Source organism: Thermogemmatispora aurantia, from assembly GCF_008974285.1.
Taxonomy (GTDB): Bacteria; Chloroflexota; Ktedonobacteria; order Ktedonobacterales; family Ktedonobacteraceae; genus Thermogemmatispora; species Thermogemmatispora aurantia.
Genome location: NZ_BKZV01000001.1, coordinates 1,375,432 through 1,393,233, shown reverse-complemented (window position 1 = coordinate 1,393,233; position 17,802 = coordinate 1,375,432). Strand labels below are relative to the sequence as shown.

The window sequence follows — 17,802 nt, the reverse complement described above, 5'->3', positions numbered from 1 at the left end:
ATCTGTATGCCATCGAGTTTCCCGTCTGGTGACCTTAGTAGCTTCAGGCTCGATCCTCACAAGCTCCGCTGGCTACTCTGGCTGCGTTGGCGTCTCTTTGTGCGCGGCTTGACGCGTAGTCCGCAAAATATCGTTTCATTTGCTGTTGGCGCCCTTTTCCTGGTTGCCTGTTGTGGCAGCACGGCCTTTGCTCTGACTATAGCCTATCGTATGATAGCTCCTCCAGGGAATGTAGAGCTGCTCTATGTAGTTTTAACTGCTATCACATTACTCTGGATTATCTTGCCGGTTTTCCAGTATGGTCAGAATGAGGGCCTGGACATCTCAAAGCTGCTCCAATTCCCCCTAACGCGTGGGGAAATGATGGTTGGCCTCCTCATTGCTCAATTAATCGATTTGTTGAGCTTTGGGTTGATGCTGTGGCTGATCACAATTATCCTGGGCTTCACACTCTCTCCTGGATTGCTGCTTTTAAATATCGTAGCCACGCTCATCTTTTTAGGATTTGTCGTGAGCTGCAGTCAGCTGGTGATGGCTCTCCTCTCAGGTCTCCTGCAGAACCGGCGATTCCGTGATCTGAGCTATATAGTGATTATCCTTGGATTCACTCTCTTTTACATTGCACAGCAGCTTTTGCTGCGCGGCGTTTTTCTCGAGAACTTCACCAAAGGATTGATGCAGCGTCAGTATTCCCACTATCTTGCCTGGCTCCCACCCGGCTGGATTGCGCAGGCGATCGAGGCCGGCCTAAATGGCAACTGGTTGGCCAGTCTGGGCTGGCTGCTGCTGGCGCTGCTACTGACACTGATCTTGCTCTACCTCTGGTTGCGGGTGCTAGAGCGGGTGGTCACGCAGCCGGAAGTCGGGGGACGGAGCCAGGCCGGACGCGTGTCGCAGCGAGCGGGGCCCGTTGTCTCTGGCACGATGCCGTCTGCTGCATCTGCTGCCGAAGTGGCTGCTACTCCAGTCCTTACCCAGGGCCAGGTCAGGACCTCCTGGTTCGCCCGTTTCCTCTCTTCTCAGACGCTGGCCATTGCTGCCAAGGATCTGCGCTACTTTCGGCGTGATCCTCAACTGCTCGGACAATTGATCATGCCCCTGGTCGTGGCCTGTGTGGCTTTGGTGGCCCCCTTCCTTGGCAGGAACGCAGGGCGCGTAACAGAAGATAGCTGGTTCTTTCTCTTCTATCCCCCCTTCATTGTCTTCCTCTACCTCTCCATGCTCTCGATCAACGCCCTGGGGCTGGAGCGCAAGCCGCTGACGGTCCTGTTCCTCTATCCGATCAAGCCCGAGCGCCTCTTCTTTGGCAAGAATCTGGCGGTGCTTGTGCCTGGCCTGGTGCTTTTGCTGGCCATGCTCGCGTTTGAAAGTCTCTTTCTGGGTCTCTGGCACCTCGTGCTGCCGTTCCTGGTTGCCGGGCTGGCGAGCATAGGTATTGTACTGGGTTGGGGAAACCTTACCTCTGTCTTCTTCCCTCAGCCTGTGATCCAGAGGCGTGGCATGCTCCTTGCTGGCTCCGCCAGCTACAGCGGCGCTGGTTGTACGCGAGGCTTGTTCCAGCTCCTGATCCTGGCTATCTCGCTGGTCTCGCTGGCGCCAGTCATTCTGGCCATGATCCTGCCAATGTGGTTGAACATGACCTGGCTCTGGATTGTCAGTGTTCCTGTCTCTCTGGCCTATGGTCTCGCATTTTACCTTCTTCTCACGCGCTTTGTCGCCGCGCCGGCTCTGCTGCGCCGGGGACCGGAGATCCTGGAGGCCGTGGTTCGAGATTAAGGACAAGGGGTCGCTGACGAACGGCAAGTCAGGCAGGAGAGTTCCTGCTCAAGCGGGCGGGCCGTCTCTCCTCCCACCAGGAGAGGAGAGGACGGCCCCTGCTTTCCATCTCTTGTCTCAGCCTTTGCTATGTTGGGACTCAGCCTTTGGCGGTTGGCGCCGTCCCAGGCGCTGACGCAGCCAGAAGAAGAGTACGGGTACAATGATTACCAGACCAATCAGGGTGTAGAGAGCTACGGTGATGAAACGGTCGCTTGATGCTGTTGTCGCGGAAGTTGTCCCCAGAGCGGGAGGATAGAGGCCGGTGATGATGAAATGTGGTGAGCCACCTACATGGAAAACCTTGATGATCTGACGCGCTGGCACATCGAGCATGGCTACATCCCCGTTGGCCAGGGCTGCAAAGCCAAACTCGCCATCGCTGGTAATGGCCACCGCCTGGGGGGCGGCGCTAAGAGTGAAACTGTGGTCTGGCTCCGCCGGCGGGGGGCTACCGGGGACGATAGGGGCCAACACATAGAGCTGCCGGCTCGCCTTGTCTGGCACGTAGATATCGCCTGTGATGGCGTCGTAATCCATGGAGCCGAAGTCTCCACCGCGAAAGAGCGTTGGATAGATTTCGCGCGTTCCCAGGTTGACCGCAATGATGCTATGCTGGCGCGTGCTGACGTAGGCGATGGAGCCAAGAGGAATGGTGATCGAGAGCGGTCCCTGGGGAACAGGGACAGTGGCCAGACGCTGGCCAGAGGAATTATAGACTGCCAGGGCCTGGCTCTCTGAGACCCAGAGCTGGTTGCCTTTGCCTCCCGAGATACCGCTTCCGACCACGGCTACAGCCAGGCCAGCGACGTTGCTCGCCGCGCGTATCGTTCTCTGCAGCGCACAGTTTGTGGGGTCGAGCACGCTGATGAGGGGGGCTTCGGGGCCAGCGGCATAGAGTAAATTGGCTCCAGGATCAAAAGCTACAAAGGAGGGAGCACCGGGTACGTGAGCTGAACAAAGCACCTGTCCCGTGCGAGCCGCAACCATACTAACGGTACCGAGGGTGGGCTGGGCCACATAGAGAAAGCGTCCGTCCAGGCTGAGGTAGGCCATGTGGGGATCGCCTGCCAGTCGAATGGAGGGCTGGACCTGTTGCTTGACAATATCGATCACGCCGATGCCGTCGCCTCCGCCTACTACATAGGCCAGGTTGGGTGCTCCCCCGTCAGCTCGGGCTGGCAGCGGATCACCCAAGCCTGGAAGAGCAAGGAGACTCAGGGCCGTCAGCAGCGACAACAACAGAGGCGTCCAGAAAGCCAGGCCTCGTCCGACAAATGACATCCGCATAATGCCTATCCTTGCTTGCTTGTTTGCTTTGGCTTGATATAGCAGCGATGGCCGGTGGAAGTTGAGCCATTTCTTGCTCATTGGTTGTCAGGCTCATCATGTGCTGGCTGGGGTCAGTGACTGCCAGTGCGCTCCGTTTCCTTGACCGCTGAGCACATAGACCTCTGTTGGGTAAGAGAGCGACAGATAGAGCTGGAAAGGGTTGAGAGGATCGACCGCCAGCTCGCTCAAGTTGCCACTGATCATGGGCAGGCTGACCCAGCTCTGGCCACCGTCAGTGCTGCGGTAGATGCTGGTAGCCGTTTTGCCGTAGAGAATGTGTGGGTTGCTAGGTGCAGCGGCCAGGGAAGTCAAGAGAAAAAAGGAGCGTGCGCTCGTGCTGCGCGTGCTGGGCACGAAGGTGCGGCCACCGTCGTGTGAGATGTACATGCCGGCGTCGCCACTGGCGTAGATTGGCTGGTTGGGACCGGCTGTGGTGGCATCGAAGATGCCGCCATGAATGCCAGCAATCAGCTGCCAGTGGAGGCCACCATCACTACTCAGCGCCATTCCGGCGCTGCTATAGACCAGCAGATGGCCTGGTGCTCCCGGTAGCGGTAGCAGGCCGCTGATCACTGAGAAGGGCAGCTTCCCGGTCTCGCGGAAATGGCTTCCTCCATCGTGGCTGACAAGCAAGCCGTACTCCTGACGCTCCGAGAGATAGATATAGACCTCGTTGGGACTATCGTTGCCAGCGACGGCCAGGAAAATAGTGGTTCGCGTCAAACTGGCGCTGCTTGCCATCAGCTGCCAGGTCCTTCCCTGGTCCTTGCTCATATAGAGGCCCGGTATGCCACGGGCGTTGCTCACGCTGGGGTAGGTCAGCACGTAGAGGCGCTGAGAATCAAGCGGGCTAACTGTGAGCGAGTAGGTCATAAGGTCTTCCATGAGTTGCCCTTGACCGCCGGCGACCTCCTGCCAATGCTGGCCACCATCCCCCGAGCGGAAAAGGCCATAATGCGTGGCCAGGAGTAGGACATGAGGAGGGAGGGCAAGCAAGGAATGCACATGGTTAGCGGCGCTTCCAAAACCGTTGTCCTCTGTGACTGCCGTGGGGGTCGACAGCGCCGAACCCTGGCCGCTGCCTGGCAGGCTACAAGCCAGCATGCCCGCTGGAAGGAGCACGAATAGTACAATGAGCGGCGCCATTGGTCCAATGTTCCCCCACAGGGGCCGCCTACAGCGGCCCCCGCCGCCTTGCCGCTGTCTCAGGGAGCAGCCTCGATACCATCTAGCTAATACAGCAGCCATGCTATGTTGTTTCCTCACTAGAAAGGAGTGAAAAACTTGACTTGCATCTCATGAAGCTTATTGTCTAGAGTTCTTATTTGCACGCGAGCCGACCAATTGCCACTCATGGTCAAGTCGCCCTGGGCACTGAAGCTTCCGTCGGCGGCTGGCTGCAGGTTTAGTACCTCCGTGCCCATATCCATATCGAGCATATTCAGGTACAGCGTCACGCCGGCCTGGGTCACTGGGCGCTGCGTTTGGCGATTGCTAACCTTGACGGTAAAGGTATTGGTGCCGAAACGGTTCGGCGAGATTGTCAGCGTGACCGTAAAGAGACCGTCGCTGGTGGTGGCACTGGTCGTCAATGGTTTCGGAGTAGCGGTCGAGCTAGCGGTGGGAGCTGTTTGATTCAGGGCTGTAGTGGGGGCCAAAGTCCCGGCGAAGATATTCATCAGGCCGACGCAGATCAGTACTCCCACGCCGAGCAGCGGCTCCCAGCGCAGCACGGTCGTCAGACGAGTAGTCAGCCTAGTCAGGCGCTTCTCTCGCAGCTTCAGCTGACGTGCCCAACGTCCCTGCTGAATTCCCGTTTCAGGCTCCACTGACGCCTTCTCTGTCCGTTGCGCTGTTGGGTTTGTCTGGCTTTGTTCCAGGTGTTCAAGGCAGTAGACATATTTGCCATACTCCTTTTTCAAACGCGGGCGCAGAAGCAGTACATGGAAAGCGCTGGTTGCGAGCAGAGCGGCCACCAGCACAATTTTGATCAGCAGTGCACGCCCATAGGCCGTCGTAATCAGCTCCGCGGGGCTGGTCAAATGGAACGAAGCGCTGAAAGGGCCGGTGATGGTCAGCAAGAGCACGCCGGCGATTGCCCAGGGAGAATAGTAGGGCAGGACTGTTGTTAAGGATTGCGCACGCAGTGGAGGGGCATGCTGCTCTAACAGAGGCAGATAGCATGTAACAATATAGAACATGCCACCAATCCAGAAAGCCGAGCCAAGTAAGTGTAGCCAGTCAATCAGGACTGAAAAGAGAAAGAGATTGCTACTCACCGCGGCGGCATGGCTGGAAAGTGTCATGGTGCCAAAGAGGGCCAGGCCAAGGAGCAGATTCAGCCAGGCGCAGGCACGCTCGAAAGGAGCAGGGTGCCGACGGGCCAGGAGCTGGTAGAATGCCACTGCCAGGGCCAGCAAGATTATCGCTTCCCGTCCTAGCCAGAAGGTTCCAAAGCGACTACTGGTGACCATACTCAGCAAGAGGGAGGGAGCCAGGGCACCGCTCCACTGGCCATTGCTCAGAAAGAGGGCCTGACCGACAAGCACGCCCAGATTAGCCACCAGCAGCACCAGCAAGGTGGGGACAGCAAAGCGGTGAATGAAGCGTGAAGGCATGGCCTGCACGATGGCCTCCGTATCGGCGTGACCGCTGCCCTCACCGCTAGGGACAGCTTCCAGGACGAAAAAGCGCCACAGTTGGGCTCCCACCCAGAAAATGGCCCCCAGCTCGCTCAGGGTCACTGCCACCAGGTTGAAAAGGCCAACGGCATCGATTTGCCCTGTGTAAAGGCTGCTCGTATTGCCACCGCCGAGCAGGTCCTGGCCGGGCGGGGGTGCGCTGGCGTTCAGGTGGGGTACCGTGCCATTCGGCTCGACAATTGTGAACAGGAACGAGCCACGAAGGACGTGCCCATCGACGTTGGAGACACTGCGCCAGACGACCACATACACGTCGGGAGGCAGGTTCGCTTTTAAGCCGAGATCAAGCTCAGTGGGGTCGCTGGACGAGACGTGAGCATTCCCTGTATCGACGCGCTGATTATGGCTATTGACCACAACGGCACTGCTCAGTGCCGGATTCAGATCCTCGCTGAACCAGAGGCGAACCTCTGTCGGGGCGGTCCGCAAGAGGGCATCCTGAGAGGGATCGGAGCGTAAGAGCACCGCATGAGCTTCTGCCGTTCCGGGAAAGAGCAGGAACAGGGCCAGAGCCACGAGTGCCGCTCCGATCGTCAGCTGCCAGCGGGCCGAGCGACGTAAATCCTTGTGCATCAGCATTGTCCTGTCCTCGGCTGCATAGGCATGATCATGGCCTTGCTTGGCCTCTTCTTACTTATCTACTGTATGGATACGCAGACATAGCGGGAAAGATCTTGGTAAGAAGCAGACAACAGATTTTTCACTACCCCTGGTCAGTTCCCATTGTCCGACGATTACCACAGGGTGTCAAGAGACGGGGGGCGTCGCTGCGGCGTCAGGTGCGCCCTAGGGACCCAGAGCTGATGAGAGAGACTCGACGCCTGCGGCTCAGGTAGGCTATAATAATACTGTATGACGGAGAGCACCAGCGATCTTGCAGAACTGGAAGCCCGATTACAGATTACCTTTCACGATCGACGATTGCTGGAGCGCGCGCTGACGCATCATTCCTGCTGTCCTGAAACGGCCATCCGTGACTCGTACGACACGTTAGAATTTCTCGGTGATGCGATCATCAGCGCTCACGTCGTGGAGTATATTTATCGCAACTTCCCGGAGGCCTCCGAAGGAGAAATGACCTCGCTCAAGTCGGAGGTAGTCAGCCGGCGGGTGCTCTCGCGCATCGGGCGCCAGCTTGGCCTCTTTGATTTCGTACGTGTGGATACCGCCAGTTTGCGCACCTTCAATGAGCGCTCGCGAGATTCTCTCTGCACCGATGTTCTAGAGGCTCTGGTCGGAGCCATTCACATTGATCAGGGGCCAGAAGTCGCCCGTGAGTTCGTGGCACGGTGGATTTTTCCGGTTGTCAACGAGGTGCACAGGCAACTCTTCAATAGCAATCCCAAAGGGCGCCTGCAGAACATCCTACTTCATCGCTCCGGTTGCCTTCCCCGCTATCGTGTCCTGGAGGAAGGTGGCAGCCGCAGTGACCGCACCTTCACCGTTGGGGTCTTCGAACATGACCTGCTGCTCGGCGTTGGCACGGCTTCCAGCATTAAGGAAGCAGGGCGCCTGGCTGCCCTCGACGCTCTCCGCTCACTCCAGCCGGAAGGGTCTCCCGAGATCTCATCCTGAGGCGAACCTTGCTCTTGCCCTTGTGACTCGCGCTTATCCCTGGCTCGCATAGTTGGCCGGCTGTCTGACTGCCTTCCTCTTTCCTTCTCTCAGTCTGGTGGGCGGAGGCGAAGCGGCGGCTTGCAGGAACTGATTGGTCGATGTAGAATGGTAGTGCTCAGTTGGAGATGCGTGAATAGCCTACCTGGAGCCTGCTCCTGGGCGGCCTCTGCGGCGGTGCGGGGGCTTCTTCCTCGGGCTACGCTGCTGCAAACTGAGCGCGGGCAACCTGGTCTGCTGCCTCTGGTCTTTGCTTAGCAGCCCAGCAGTGTAAATGAGAGGCGGAGGGGGAGGCTGCCTTGCGCGGAGCAGAGCCGAGCGGAGCGGCAGGCTGGCGCGACGCATAGAGAAACTGGCTGGCTAAGGAGCTGGCCTGACGTTCAGCCTGGCCATGTCAGGCGCAGGTTTCAGCGAGGTTGGACAAAGGAGTCACCTTATGGCTGCAACTCGTCCCATTCGCGTGTTGGTTGCCAAACCAGGACTGGATGGGCATGACCGTGGCGCGAAAGTCATCGCCCGTGCCCTGCGTGATGCAGGCATGGAGGTTATCTATACGGGCATTCGTCAAACACCAGAGATGATTGTGGAAGCCGCCATTCAGGAAGATGTTGATGCCATCCTCCTGAGCATCCTCTCCGGCGCGCACATGGCTCTCTTCCCTCGCATTATGGAGCTGCTGAAGCAGAACGGTGTCACCGATGTCCTCGTAGCCGCTGGGGGTATCTTGCCCGATGAGGACATTCCCGCTATCAAAGCGATGGGCATTAAAGGTTGCTTTGGCCCGGGAACTCCCGTTGAGCAGATCATTCAGTTCGTGCGTGAGAATATTCACCCTGAGCGTCTCCAGGTAGAGGTGTAGGTGCGGCTTGCAAAACCAGAATCAGAATCTGATCGAGCGTCTTCTGAGCGGCGACCGGCGCGCGCTGGCTCGTATGGTGACCCTTATCGAAAATGGGGTACCTGGTATCCGCGATTGCCTGGCTGAGTTGCATCGACACGCTGGGCGCGCTCACATCATTGGCATCACAGGATCTCCAGGCGTAGGCAAGAGCACTCTGGTGACCCAGCTCACGCGTGAATTTCGCCAGCGTCAGCGACGTGTAGCGGTGATCGCCGTTGATCCCACCAGTCCTTTCTCGGGCGGGGCGTTGCTTGGCGACCGTATTCGCATGATGGAGCTGGCTGGTGATCCGGGTGTCTTCATTCGGAGCATGGCCAGCCGCGGAAGCCTGGGTGGCCTCTCCGCCGCTACGCGCGATGTTGTGCGTGCTATGGATGCTGCCGGTTACGACCCGATTCTCATTGAGACCGTCGGCACCGGGCAGGCCGAGGTCGAGATCATGCGCGCCGCGCATAGCGTAATGGTGGTTTGTGCTCCCGGCCTCGGCGATGAGGTTCAGGCCCTCAAGGCTGGTATTCTGGAGATCGCAGACCTCTTTGTTGTCAGCAAGAAAGATAAGCCGGGAGCCAACCAGACTGCTGCCGAGCTGGCTATGCTCTTGAGTCTGGCCCCCGACCGACGTACAGCGGCCTGGCGCATTCCGATCGTCCTGACCAGTGCCCTCAAAGGCGAGGGAATTGATCAGCTTGTGGAGGCTCTGGAGCGTCATCGTCGCTTTCTGGAAGACAGCGGCCTGCTCCAGCAGCGAGCTCAGCGTCAGATCCGTAGTGAAATCGAAGCGCTGATCGTACAAAAGGTGCTTCAGCACCTTGAAGAGGAGGTCAGTCCCGGCGAATGGCAGCGCCTGCTGAGCGAGATCAGCGAGCGAGCACGTGATCCCTATAGTGTCGCACGTGAGCTGGAAGAGCGCCTTGGCCTGCCTCGCTGAACGCCATCCCATCCCGCTCTGCTCCGGTCAAGCGATCGGGAAGCTGCAGCCGGGGGAGGTGAGGCGTCAGGTTGGACAAAGCCGCGGGGGATGAGTGAGGAGAGCAGGCATGATTGTGATCGATCTACGCGGACGTGATCTTGTGTTATTGCCGCCTGCTGAGTGGGGCGCCTTGCCGACGGAGGAGCTGCTGCGGCGCCTCTTTGGGCCGCACCTGCCGAAGCGGGTGGCGGTCCAACTTGGGCGCGATCGTCGTCATGGCTTCTTGCGCACGCTGCCCATCCATCTCGCCGCCGTCAAACAGGCCTTGAGTCAGCAGGGAACCCCTTTTCAGGTGGCCTTTGACGAGCGCCCGGCCCTGCCCTTCGTTCCAGTGCCCGCTGTGGAAGCACGTCCGTACCAGCAGGAGGCTCTGGAGCGCTGGCTGGCTGCGGAAGGAGCGGGGGTCATCGTCCTGCCGACTGGAGCGGGCAAGACGGTGGTGGCGGCCCTGGCTATCCACTCCCTGCAGCTCTGGACAGTGGTGGTGGTTCCCACCATTGACCTGCTGCAGCAGTGGCGACTGGCCCTGGCCTCCATGCTGCAACTGGCGCCAGAGCAGATCGGCCTCTTTGGGGGTGGCGACAAGAACCTGCAGCCGATCACCATCATCACCTATGATTCTGCAGCTCTCTATCCGCTAGAGCTGCGACGCTTTGGCTTGCTCATCTTTGACGAATGTCACCATCTCCCGGCTCCAACCTATCGTCAGATTGCGCTCAGTGCTTTTACACCCTACCGTCTTGGCCTCAGCGCCACTCCTGAGCGCAGCGATATGGCTCATCTGGAGCTGGAAGAACTCATTGGTCCCGAGGTCTACCGGCGCGGCCCAGAGGAGCTAACCGAAGATCGCTATCTGGCCCAGTATCGGGAAATCCGTATTGAGGTCACGCTTCCTCCCGAAGACCAGCAGCACTATGCCGAGCAGCGGGCCCTCTATCGTTCCTTCCTCCGTCGTCGCCGGATCGCTATTCGCTCGCCAGAAGATTTCCAGCAGAAGCTGATCTTTCTCAGTGCGCGTGACAAAGAAGCCCGAGCAGCCATGCGTGCCTGGAGAGAAGCGCGTCGCATTGCTCTCAACGCAGCTGCCAAATATGAGCAGATCGAGCAATTGCTTAAACGCCACGCCTGTGACCAGGTTATCCTCTTCTCCGAATATAACCAGGTTGTTGAAGAGATCAGCCGGCGCTTCTGTCTGCCAAGCGTCACCTACAAGACTGCTGCAGAGGAGCGTCAGCTTATTCTAGAGCGCTTCCGCCGAGGGCAGTACAGCAAGCTCGTTACTGGACGTGTCCTGAACGAGGGAGTTGACCTTCCCGACTGTCGCGTGGCTATCATTGTCAGCGGGAACAGCACCAGACGCGAATATATTCAGCGTCTGGGACGGGTTCTGCGACCCAAAGAGGGACAAGCCACCCTCTACGAGCTAGTCACCAGCGGCACGACCGAAGAGGAGATCGCTCGTCGGCGGCGCCAGTCATCTTGAGTGCCACAAGCCAGGCTTTTATGCCTCTGGGCCTCTCTTCCTTACTAACTAAGCTAAGGTGGACGTGAGAGGGAGGGGCTTCCTGCCTGCAGAGAACGGCTTGTCTCGAACCTGGACGAAGCAACCTGCTGTTCTAGCTTCCGCTCATTGCGGCTCAGACTTTTTGCAGGGGTACCGCGGCCAGATACTGACACTCGACATAGGCTTGATACATCCCTGCCGAACCCTGGTCCATCGTGGGCTGGTCGTTGGGTGGAATCACGCGTCCGGTATAGGAGTCTGCTGCAGCCTTCTTCAACTGCAGTGCCAGATCGAGTGCGTTCTGACTTCCCATCTGATCCAAAGGAGTCTGAGCCAGTTTAGCACTGTAGGTGCGCATATTGGCCACCCACTGTCGTAGATCGCTCAGGGCATTATTAATATGCTGGATATGCTGCAGCATTGTGCTATTCTGACCAGCGACCTCTTGCAAGTGGCTGATCTCGCTGGCCATCATGTCCAGATACCCTGGAGTAGATGGCGAAGAAATGAGGCCGATCGGGATCTGTAGGAGCGCAGGCTGATTCGCGGGAAGGTCGCCGCTGCTGTGAGCGTAGTTGGTACTGTCGATCATGGTAATAATGCGGTTCGCCTGGCGCCAGGCCAGACCGTAGTCGTGGGGACCTTGCAAATCATCGACGATACTGCTGGCCTTATCATTGATGGACTTAATTGTCTCGAACATCTCCACAGCGATACCAACCTTCTCGGGCAGGCCCGGGGCGAGGTAGAGCAAATGCTGCAGGTAGGGAAGCGCGGCCCCATTCAGATTACCAGCATAGACCTTGGGTCCTGCAGGAGCTTGCGGCTGCTGCTGGCCATCTTCCAGGGTCACGAAGAAACCGGTAGCGACTGAGAGCAGATTTGTATGCTGGACATCGCCCGGATAGACGAGGCTTGCCTTGCCGTTGGAGATCAGTAACTTCCCGAGGGGGATAATGCGAGAGCCGCTGACCTGCATCCAGGCATAATAGGCCTGGTTCGCTGCCGGAGCAGGCAAGTCGGAGATCTCGATACGGAGCACATCGGCGTGACCCAGAGCGTCATCCTGGAAAAAGACGTAGCCGGGAATGCTGGGCGTCGCCGGCTGACTAGTCGGCTGACTTTGGTGGGGCCAGAGGCTGGCGAAACTGGCACCCAGAATGATGATACAGAGAACGACCCCGCTGATGATAGCGTAGCTGAGAGGAAACTCCTTTCCACGTCCTCGGGCAGGAACGGCAGGCAGCACTGCTGTAGTCGCTGGAGGCAGAGCAGGCGCAGGGGGAGCGGGCGGGAGAGGCTGGGGAACACGAGCGGAAACGGGAGCCGGCAAAGGCGTACTTGGCGCCGCTCCGCTCTCCGGGGTGACCACCGGGATGCGTCGTGTCGTCTGAGCGGTGGCAGCGGGCAGCGGGCCGGAGAGAGCGCTGGACTCCTCTGCGGAACCGTGGCCATCGCGGAGGAACTCGTCACCCAGCGAAAGCTGGCCCGTAGGTAGCGCCGCACAGGCTTCTGCTACCGCGTCGGCCAGGGCAGAAGCGCTGCGGAAGCGTGTCGCCGGGTCCTTAGCGATTGCGCGGAGAATCACCTCTGAAAGGCCTGGTGGGATGCTCGAATTAATCAAGATCGGAGGGGTCGGCAGCACGTTAATATGCTGCATCATCAGCGCGACAGCGCTCTCACTGCGGAAAGGCTGGACTCCGGTACACAGCTCATACAGAATGACGCCGAGCGAGTAAATATCGCTCCGCTCAGTAGGGGGCTGGCCACGGGCTTGCTCAGGTGAGATATAGAGGGCACTCTGCAAGCTGCTCGTCCCTTTGAAAAGCGTGGCCAGGCCAAAATCAGCGATGCGCGGCTCGCCAATCTTGCTGTGCAAAGCATGGCGCTGGTCCAGCAGGATATTGGAAGGCTTCAAACCGCCATGAATAATACCCTGCTGGTGAGCGTAGTCCAGGGCAGCTCCAAGGGCCTTAAAAAGATAGACGAGGGCGGAAATAGGAGGAAAAAGGCCCTTGCGCAGCGTATGCTGAATATAATGGGCCAGCGTCTCCCCCTCCACGTACTCCATCGCCATACAAGCCATCGTGCTGTTGGTCTCCGGTACGCGGAGCACCTCAAAGCCGAGCAACGACACAATATTGGGGTGATGCAGGGCGCTCAGCATCTGGCCAGCTTGGTGGAAGCGTGCCAGGAAGTTGGGGTCGGCCTGCAAATCGCTGTGGAACAGCTTGAGCGCTACCACCTGGTTGCGCTCAAGGTCGTAGGCCATCCAGACCTCGCCCAGGCTGCCACTGCCCAGTTGCTGCTGTAATCCATATCTGCCAATGCGGCGCGGGATGGTGCTCATAGCAACCCCCCTCTGTTCAGGATGGTGGTTGTCCTACAGTGTGTATGCTCTCTCCCTGAAATAGAACACGGTCGCAAGCGCCCATTTTTGTGAGGATAGCGCTGCGCTGCTTCCCTGCCCAAGCGGCGCGCCCAAGGGCGAGAGTGGCCGTTAACCAGCCCAATGCCCATCCATTGCCTTCCCGTGAGTACTATACCAGATACGGGACAACCATGCAATGAGATCATACCAATGTCTCTGGGTCAGCTTCTTTACAACCTTCACGACAAAATTCTTTTGGAGAGGAATGATTTTATCGATCATAATAATATTTTTGTTGCCTTTACGCCGGAGAACCCCCTATGTACGTCATACCCTCATGGGATGGGAGAAAGGTCCCACCGCTGGCCCGTCCGCTGGCCTGCTTGTGGCAGAGAGGTCACTGCTAGGCAGTGCCGCTTGTTTGCGATATAATGCCTCTGTCCGTTAGAGAACGACGGGGGCGAGAAGTCAGGGAGATCGTGTGTGCGTCTCAGTCTACAAGATGTCAAAAAGCAGGTCTACCGTCGCGGTGGCGAGCGCTATCTAACGCTGCGCTGGCTGCAGCCGGGAGAGCTAAGTGCCGAGATCGCGCAGCTCCTCGCCTACTATGAAGGGCTGCTCGGGCGACCGCGACGGGCCTTTTCTCTAGATGAAGCGCGTGCCTGTATTGGTGACTATCGTCTTGCCGATGGTCTGATTGCCGTTCTTGGAACCTGGTACACCTGGCAGCAGCCAGCCTGGACCGACGAGCTCAAACACCTCGCCGCTGGTGAGCAAGCGCTGATGGCTCTCCAACAAGCGGGCATTTCCTCCTCCGTTCAGCTCCGTCTTGCGCTCTTCGACTATGTCAACAGCAGCTACGACGGCTTTCTGGCCGGCAGCGAACGCACGGCGGCCCTCACAGCCTTTGCTGCACGTTTCTCTCTCTCGCTCCCCGAGCTAGAGCGGCTGCTCATCCTCGACAGTGAGGACGAGGCCTGTCTGGTGCGAGTGTGCGAAAGTCTTCCTCAGCCGGCGCTGATCGTCGCCCATTACAACCAGGCTATCTTTGAGGCAGCCTTGAGCAGCGCAGCTCGGGTGACCTTTCTCCTTGACTCTCAGGTGTTACGCGCTGTCGAGCCGGTCGGCCTGGGTGCAGTGATCAAACGCTTCTGCTACCTGGCGCGCCGCCTGGGCATCTATTATGATCTGGATTACGCCGCTGAGCTGGAGGGTGATCCTCTGCCGCTCTCCGAGAGAGATCAGCCCACTCGTCTGCGCCTGACCTGTTATGGTCCCCAGGAGATGACAGGCCTCCCTCAGCAGTATGGGCAGCGGCTGGCCCGTCTCTGTCGCTTGCTCCTGGAGTACGCGCCCTTGCCCGCAACGGACACAAGCGCCCGTCGGCGCCGGCGCAGCGGTGAACGACTGCGCAAAGCCATTGTGGCTGCCGAGGCCCTGGTTTATCTAGGCGAACGAGCCTATCATCTCCCCCTGGACCCTGCTCTGCTCTCCCTGCTGACCTTGCCAGAAGAGGACCAGGCGGGACGGCCAGCCGAGGCAGACGAAGCTCTCTTTGACAGCGAGCTGGAAAGTACCTTCGCCGCTGCCTTCCAGGCGCTCGAACGTGGCCCAGGTCAAGGACTGGAGGGCTGGTACCTGGAGCGTGAGCCTGAGCCACTGCTGCTGCGAGAAGGTATCTTTATTCCTGATTTTGCTCTTTCACGAGGACAGCAGCGCCTTTATGTCGAAATCCTTGGTTTCTGGACACCTGCTTATCGAGAACGTAAAATACAGAAATTGCGGCAGCTGCAAGGACGTGGCGATATTATTCTTCTCGTACCTCGCGATGCGCGGGCAGCCTTCGCCTCTCTGGAAGGAGCCTTTCCCATCGTGAGCTACGATGGCCAGGTGGCCCTCAGCGATCTCCTGCACCTGCTCCGCAGCCGTTACGATGACTTCGCCAGGCGCCTGGCCCTCCTCGATCGAGAGGCGATACGGCAGCAGATTCGTCGGGAGAACTTCATTGCTGAGCGTGACTGCTATACCTTGCTGTGCTGCTACCGGCGGACTGAGCTGGAACAGGCAGCAGCAACCATCAGTGATCAGCATATTCGCTTTCTTCCTGGCGTTGGTCTCTATACGCGTGAGTGGTTTGAACGCTTTGCCGCCTCATTCGTAAAGTGGGTAGAAGAACGTGGCACAACGGCCTGGAGCGCTGTAGCGGCTGAGCTACGTCTGCGATGGCCATGCCTGGCGAACTGTGATGATGCAGCCCTGGAGGCCCTACTTGAACAGCTTGAAGGCGTGGGCGTCGAGCACAGCTCCATCTTTGAGACACAGATTACCTATAGAGGCGTGGAGAGCACTACCACCACTGAGGTCACTAGCGCTAACGACGAGCCACCGTCGGTCGTCATCCTACCGGCAGGGCGGCCTGCGCGTGAGCGCAAAGCGCGTTCTGGCGCGGGAAGCGCAGGCGAAAAAGAGCGTCGCCCGCGCGCCTCTCAGGATCTGGCGCAACCTGATCTCTGGGCCTGAGCAGGGCATAACAGTGCCACCATCTCTGTTCTCTGCTTGCTGGGTAGTCAGAATAACAAGGGAATTGCTTCTTAAGGATAGAGAATGGACGTCAATGAGCTTCTAGGCGTGACGCTTGGCACATGTACACTAGAGCGGATCATTGGACGTGGCGGTATGGGAGCTGTTTTTCTGGCACAGCAATCGCGGCCTGTGCGCACAGTCGCCGTCAAGGTGCTGATTCCGTCCCTCAGCTACGACCCTGAAGAGCAACGGAATTTCTTAGAGCGCTTTCGGCGCGAAGCTGATACTGTTGCTCGTCTAGAGCATAAAAATATTCTTCCTATCTATGAATATGATGAAGCGCTCGTTGGTAACGAACGACTGGCCTACCTGGTTATGCCCTACATGCGCGGGGGAACGCTGCGCGACCGCATCGATGAAATGAAACGCGAGGGGCGGCACTTCGATCTGCGCATCATCGTCAGCTACATGAGCCAGCTGGCTGATGCCCTTAACTACGCTCACAACTTTGGCATCGTCCACCGCGATGTCAAACCGGCGAACCTGCTCTTCCATCTGGATGGGCGCTTGCTTTTGAGCGACTTTGGCATTGTGCGCCTGGAGACCTTACCGGCCTTGACTGCCATTGGTGACTTCCTGGGGACCGTTGAGTACGCCTCACCGGAGCAGGTCAGTACCAGCGAGGTTGATCATCGCTCCGACATCTATTCGATGGGGGTCGTGCTCTACGAACTCTTGACTGGTGAAGTGCCCTTCACCGGTACCACACCCTTTATCGTCATGAACAAGCATCTGAGCGAGCCTGTACCTTTGCCGAGCCAGAAGCGTCCCGACCTGCCACCAGCGGTTGAAGAGGTCGTTCTCAAGGCCCTGGCCAAGCGTCCCGAAGATCGCTATCAGAGTGCCTTAGAGCTAGCTGCCGCCCTGCGCAGCGCTGTACTCGGGGCCTTCCCCACGCCAGCTTCAGGCGTATTGCGTATCAGCGGCAATGCTGACAACAGCGATCTGACCGTTGCCGAGCCGGTGAGAGAGGCCGTGAGCGAGGCCGTAGGAGCGAGGCAGAAAGGCTGGGAGGGAGGCGCCTCCCCAGCAGGGCGCGCTCCCTGGCAGCAAGGGCCGCGACCCTGGGAATGGCCTTCACAACACCAAGCGCAGGAGCAGCTCACACCGCCTGTTTCGCCGGATGAAGAGACCGAGCCAGCTCCGATCTTCCACGAGGGGCGGCGTCTCTTTTACTATAGTCTGATCCTCATCGCCCTGGTGGCCCAATTCCCGATTCTGGCCCTGCTCTACGCTCTCAGCAGTGGCAAGGGTGTGCTGCTGGCTGATCTCGGGGTCTTGCTGGCCACGGGTATCAATCTGCTGGCCCTCGCCGCCCTTGGATTCTGCGGCGTTACGCGCTCCTCTCTGCGCAACGTCAGAGGAGCCATCTACCGCACCTGTGCGGCCTCGCTAGTTGCCCTGGCGGGCGCCACGCTCCTGGTCGGCCTGGCTGATGCTGCCGCTCCCTGGCTGCCGCTGCTGGCCTATATCCTGCTTTTAGGCAGCAACATCTATGCCGTGCGTCAGCTGGGGCAGGTCGATGTGGCCCATGATCAGGTCGAGGTTGCTCCTGTCCATTGGCGCGCCGCTGCTGAGGCGGCTCTCACCGGACTCTTGCCTCTTACTATCATCTTGATCCTGACCTTAGCCACCTCGGCTCAGCACCTCTTTGTCCCCCATTTGCTCAACATGCTCGGTTTATTGCTCATTGCCCTTGTGGCTGCTCCAACGCCAGGCGCGGTAGTCTCTATCGAGATGCGCAGGCTCTCCACGGCCTCCTTCATACGCACCAGCGCCTGCGCAGGCCTCTTCATGTTTCTAGCGGCCTTCCTGTTCGCCTCTGCCTGGGGCTTACTCGTCGCCAGACAGAGCTGGTTCTTTGCCCAGTTTAATCCCCCCTGGATAGCCCTGCTCCTCTGGGCAGGTCTGCTGGCCCTGATCGGCTCCCTACGCGGCTTGCTCGATGCCTATCTCTACCTGCGCCTGACCCCGCACAGCCACTAAGACTGACTGGGCTGGTGGGGATAG

At 58.8% G+C, this 17,802-nt stretch carries 11 protein-coding genes; 7 read left to right on the top strand and 4 right to left on the bottom strand.

Annotated features, from left to right (window positions below; translation table 11 throughout):
- Nucleotides 1-6 precede the first annotated feature (6 nt).
- Entirely contained in the window at nt 7-1,776 is a 1,770-nt protein-coding gene (locus KTAU_RS05400; RefSeq protein ID WP_151727369.1) for a permease-like membrane multi-spanning protein, read from the top strand.
- Between the two features lie 117 nt (nt 1,777-1,893).
- Here KTAU_RS05400 and KTAU_RS05395 read toward each other — a convergent pair whose 3' ends face one another.
- From KTAU_RS05395 to KTAU_RS05385, 3 genes are all read right to left on the bottom strand, one after another.
- Complete coding sequence (locus KTAU_RS05395) at nt 1,894-3,105, bottom strand: YncE family protein (RefSeq protein WP_151727368.1); 1,212 nt, start codon at nt 3,103-3,105, stop codon at nt 1,894-1,896.
- Between the two features lie 96 nt (nt 3,106-3,201).
- Complete coding sequence (locus tag KTAU_RS05390) at nt 3,202-4,293, bottom strand: WD40/YVTN/BNR-like repeat-containing protein (protein WP_151727367.1); 1,092 nt, start codon at nt 4,291-4,293, stop codon at nt 3,202-3,204.
- 119 nt (nt 4,294-4,412) lie between these two features.
- Entirely contained in the window at nt 4,413-6,428 is a 2,016-nt protein-coding gene (locus KTAU_RS05385) for a copper resistance protein CopC (protein ID WP_151727366.1), read from the bottom strand.
- Between the two features lie 273 nt (nt 6,429-6,701).
- On the opposite strand from KTAU_RS05385, the gene rnc reads away from it, so the two are divergent.
- The 4 genes from rnc (at nt 6,702) to KTAU_RS05365 (ending at nt 10,817) form a co-directional block, all read left to right on the top strand.
- Nucleotides 6,702-7,424 carry a ribonuclease III gene (gene rnc, locus KTAU_RS05380; RefSeq protein ID WP_151727365.1) on the top strand — a complete coding sequence of 241 codons (723 nt, stop codon included), beginning with the start codon at nt 6,702-6,704 and terminating at the stop codon, nt 7,422-7,424.
- Nucleotides 7,425-7,899: 475 nt separating this feature from the next.
- Entirely contained in the window at nt 7,900-8,322 is a 423-nt protein-coding gene (locus KTAU_RS05375; protein ID WP_112429611.1) for a cobalamin B12-binding domain-containing protein, read from the top strand.
- Nucleotides 8,323-8,329: 7 nt separating this feature from the next.
- On the top strand, nt 8,330-9,292 hold the full coding sequence (gene meaB, locus KTAU_RS05370) for a methylmalonyl Co-A mutase-associated GTPase MeaB (protein WP_228026323.1): 963 nt from the start codon (nt 8,330-8,332) through the stop codon (nt 9,290-9,292).
- Between the two features lie 109 nt (nt 9,293-9,401).
- Nucleotides 9,402-10,817: a DEAD/DEAH box helicase gene (locus KTAU_RS05365; RefSeq protein WP_151727364.1), complete on the top strand. Its 1,416-nt coding sequence runs from the start codon at nt 9,402-9,404 to the stop codon at nt 10,815-10,817.
- 154 nt (nt 10,818-10,971) lie between these two features.
- Here the strand turns inward: KTAU_RS05365 and KTAU_RS05360 are convergent, their stop codons facing one another.
- Nucleotides 10,972-13,188 carry a serine/threonine protein kinase gene (locus tag KTAU_RS05360; RefSeq protein ID WP_151727363.1) on the bottom strand — a complete coding sequence of 739 codons (2,217 nt, stop codon included), beginning with the start codon at nt 13,186-13,188 and terminating at the stop codon, nt 10,972-10,974.
- A gap of 504 nt (nt 13,189-13,692) precedes the next feature.
- Between KTAU_RS05360 and KTAU_RS05355 the strand changes: the two genes are divergently transcribed.
- Both KTAU_RS05355 and KTAU_RS05350 read left to right on the top strand, forming a co-directional pair.
- Nucleotides 13,693-15,729: a DUF790 family protein gene (locus KTAU_RS05355; protein WP_151727362.1), complete on the top strand. Its 2,037-nt coding sequence runs from the start codon at nt 13,693-13,695 to the stop codon at nt 15,727-15,729.
- An 84-nt stretch (nt 15,730-15,813) separates the two neighbouring features.
- Nucleotides 15,814-17,778: a serine/threonine-protein kinase gene (locus KTAU_RS05350; protein WP_151727361.1), complete on the top strand. Its 1,965-nt coding sequence runs from the start codon at nt 15,814-15,816 to the stop codon at nt 17,776-17,778.
- The last annotated feature ends 24 nt before the right edge of the window (nt 17,779-17,802 follow it).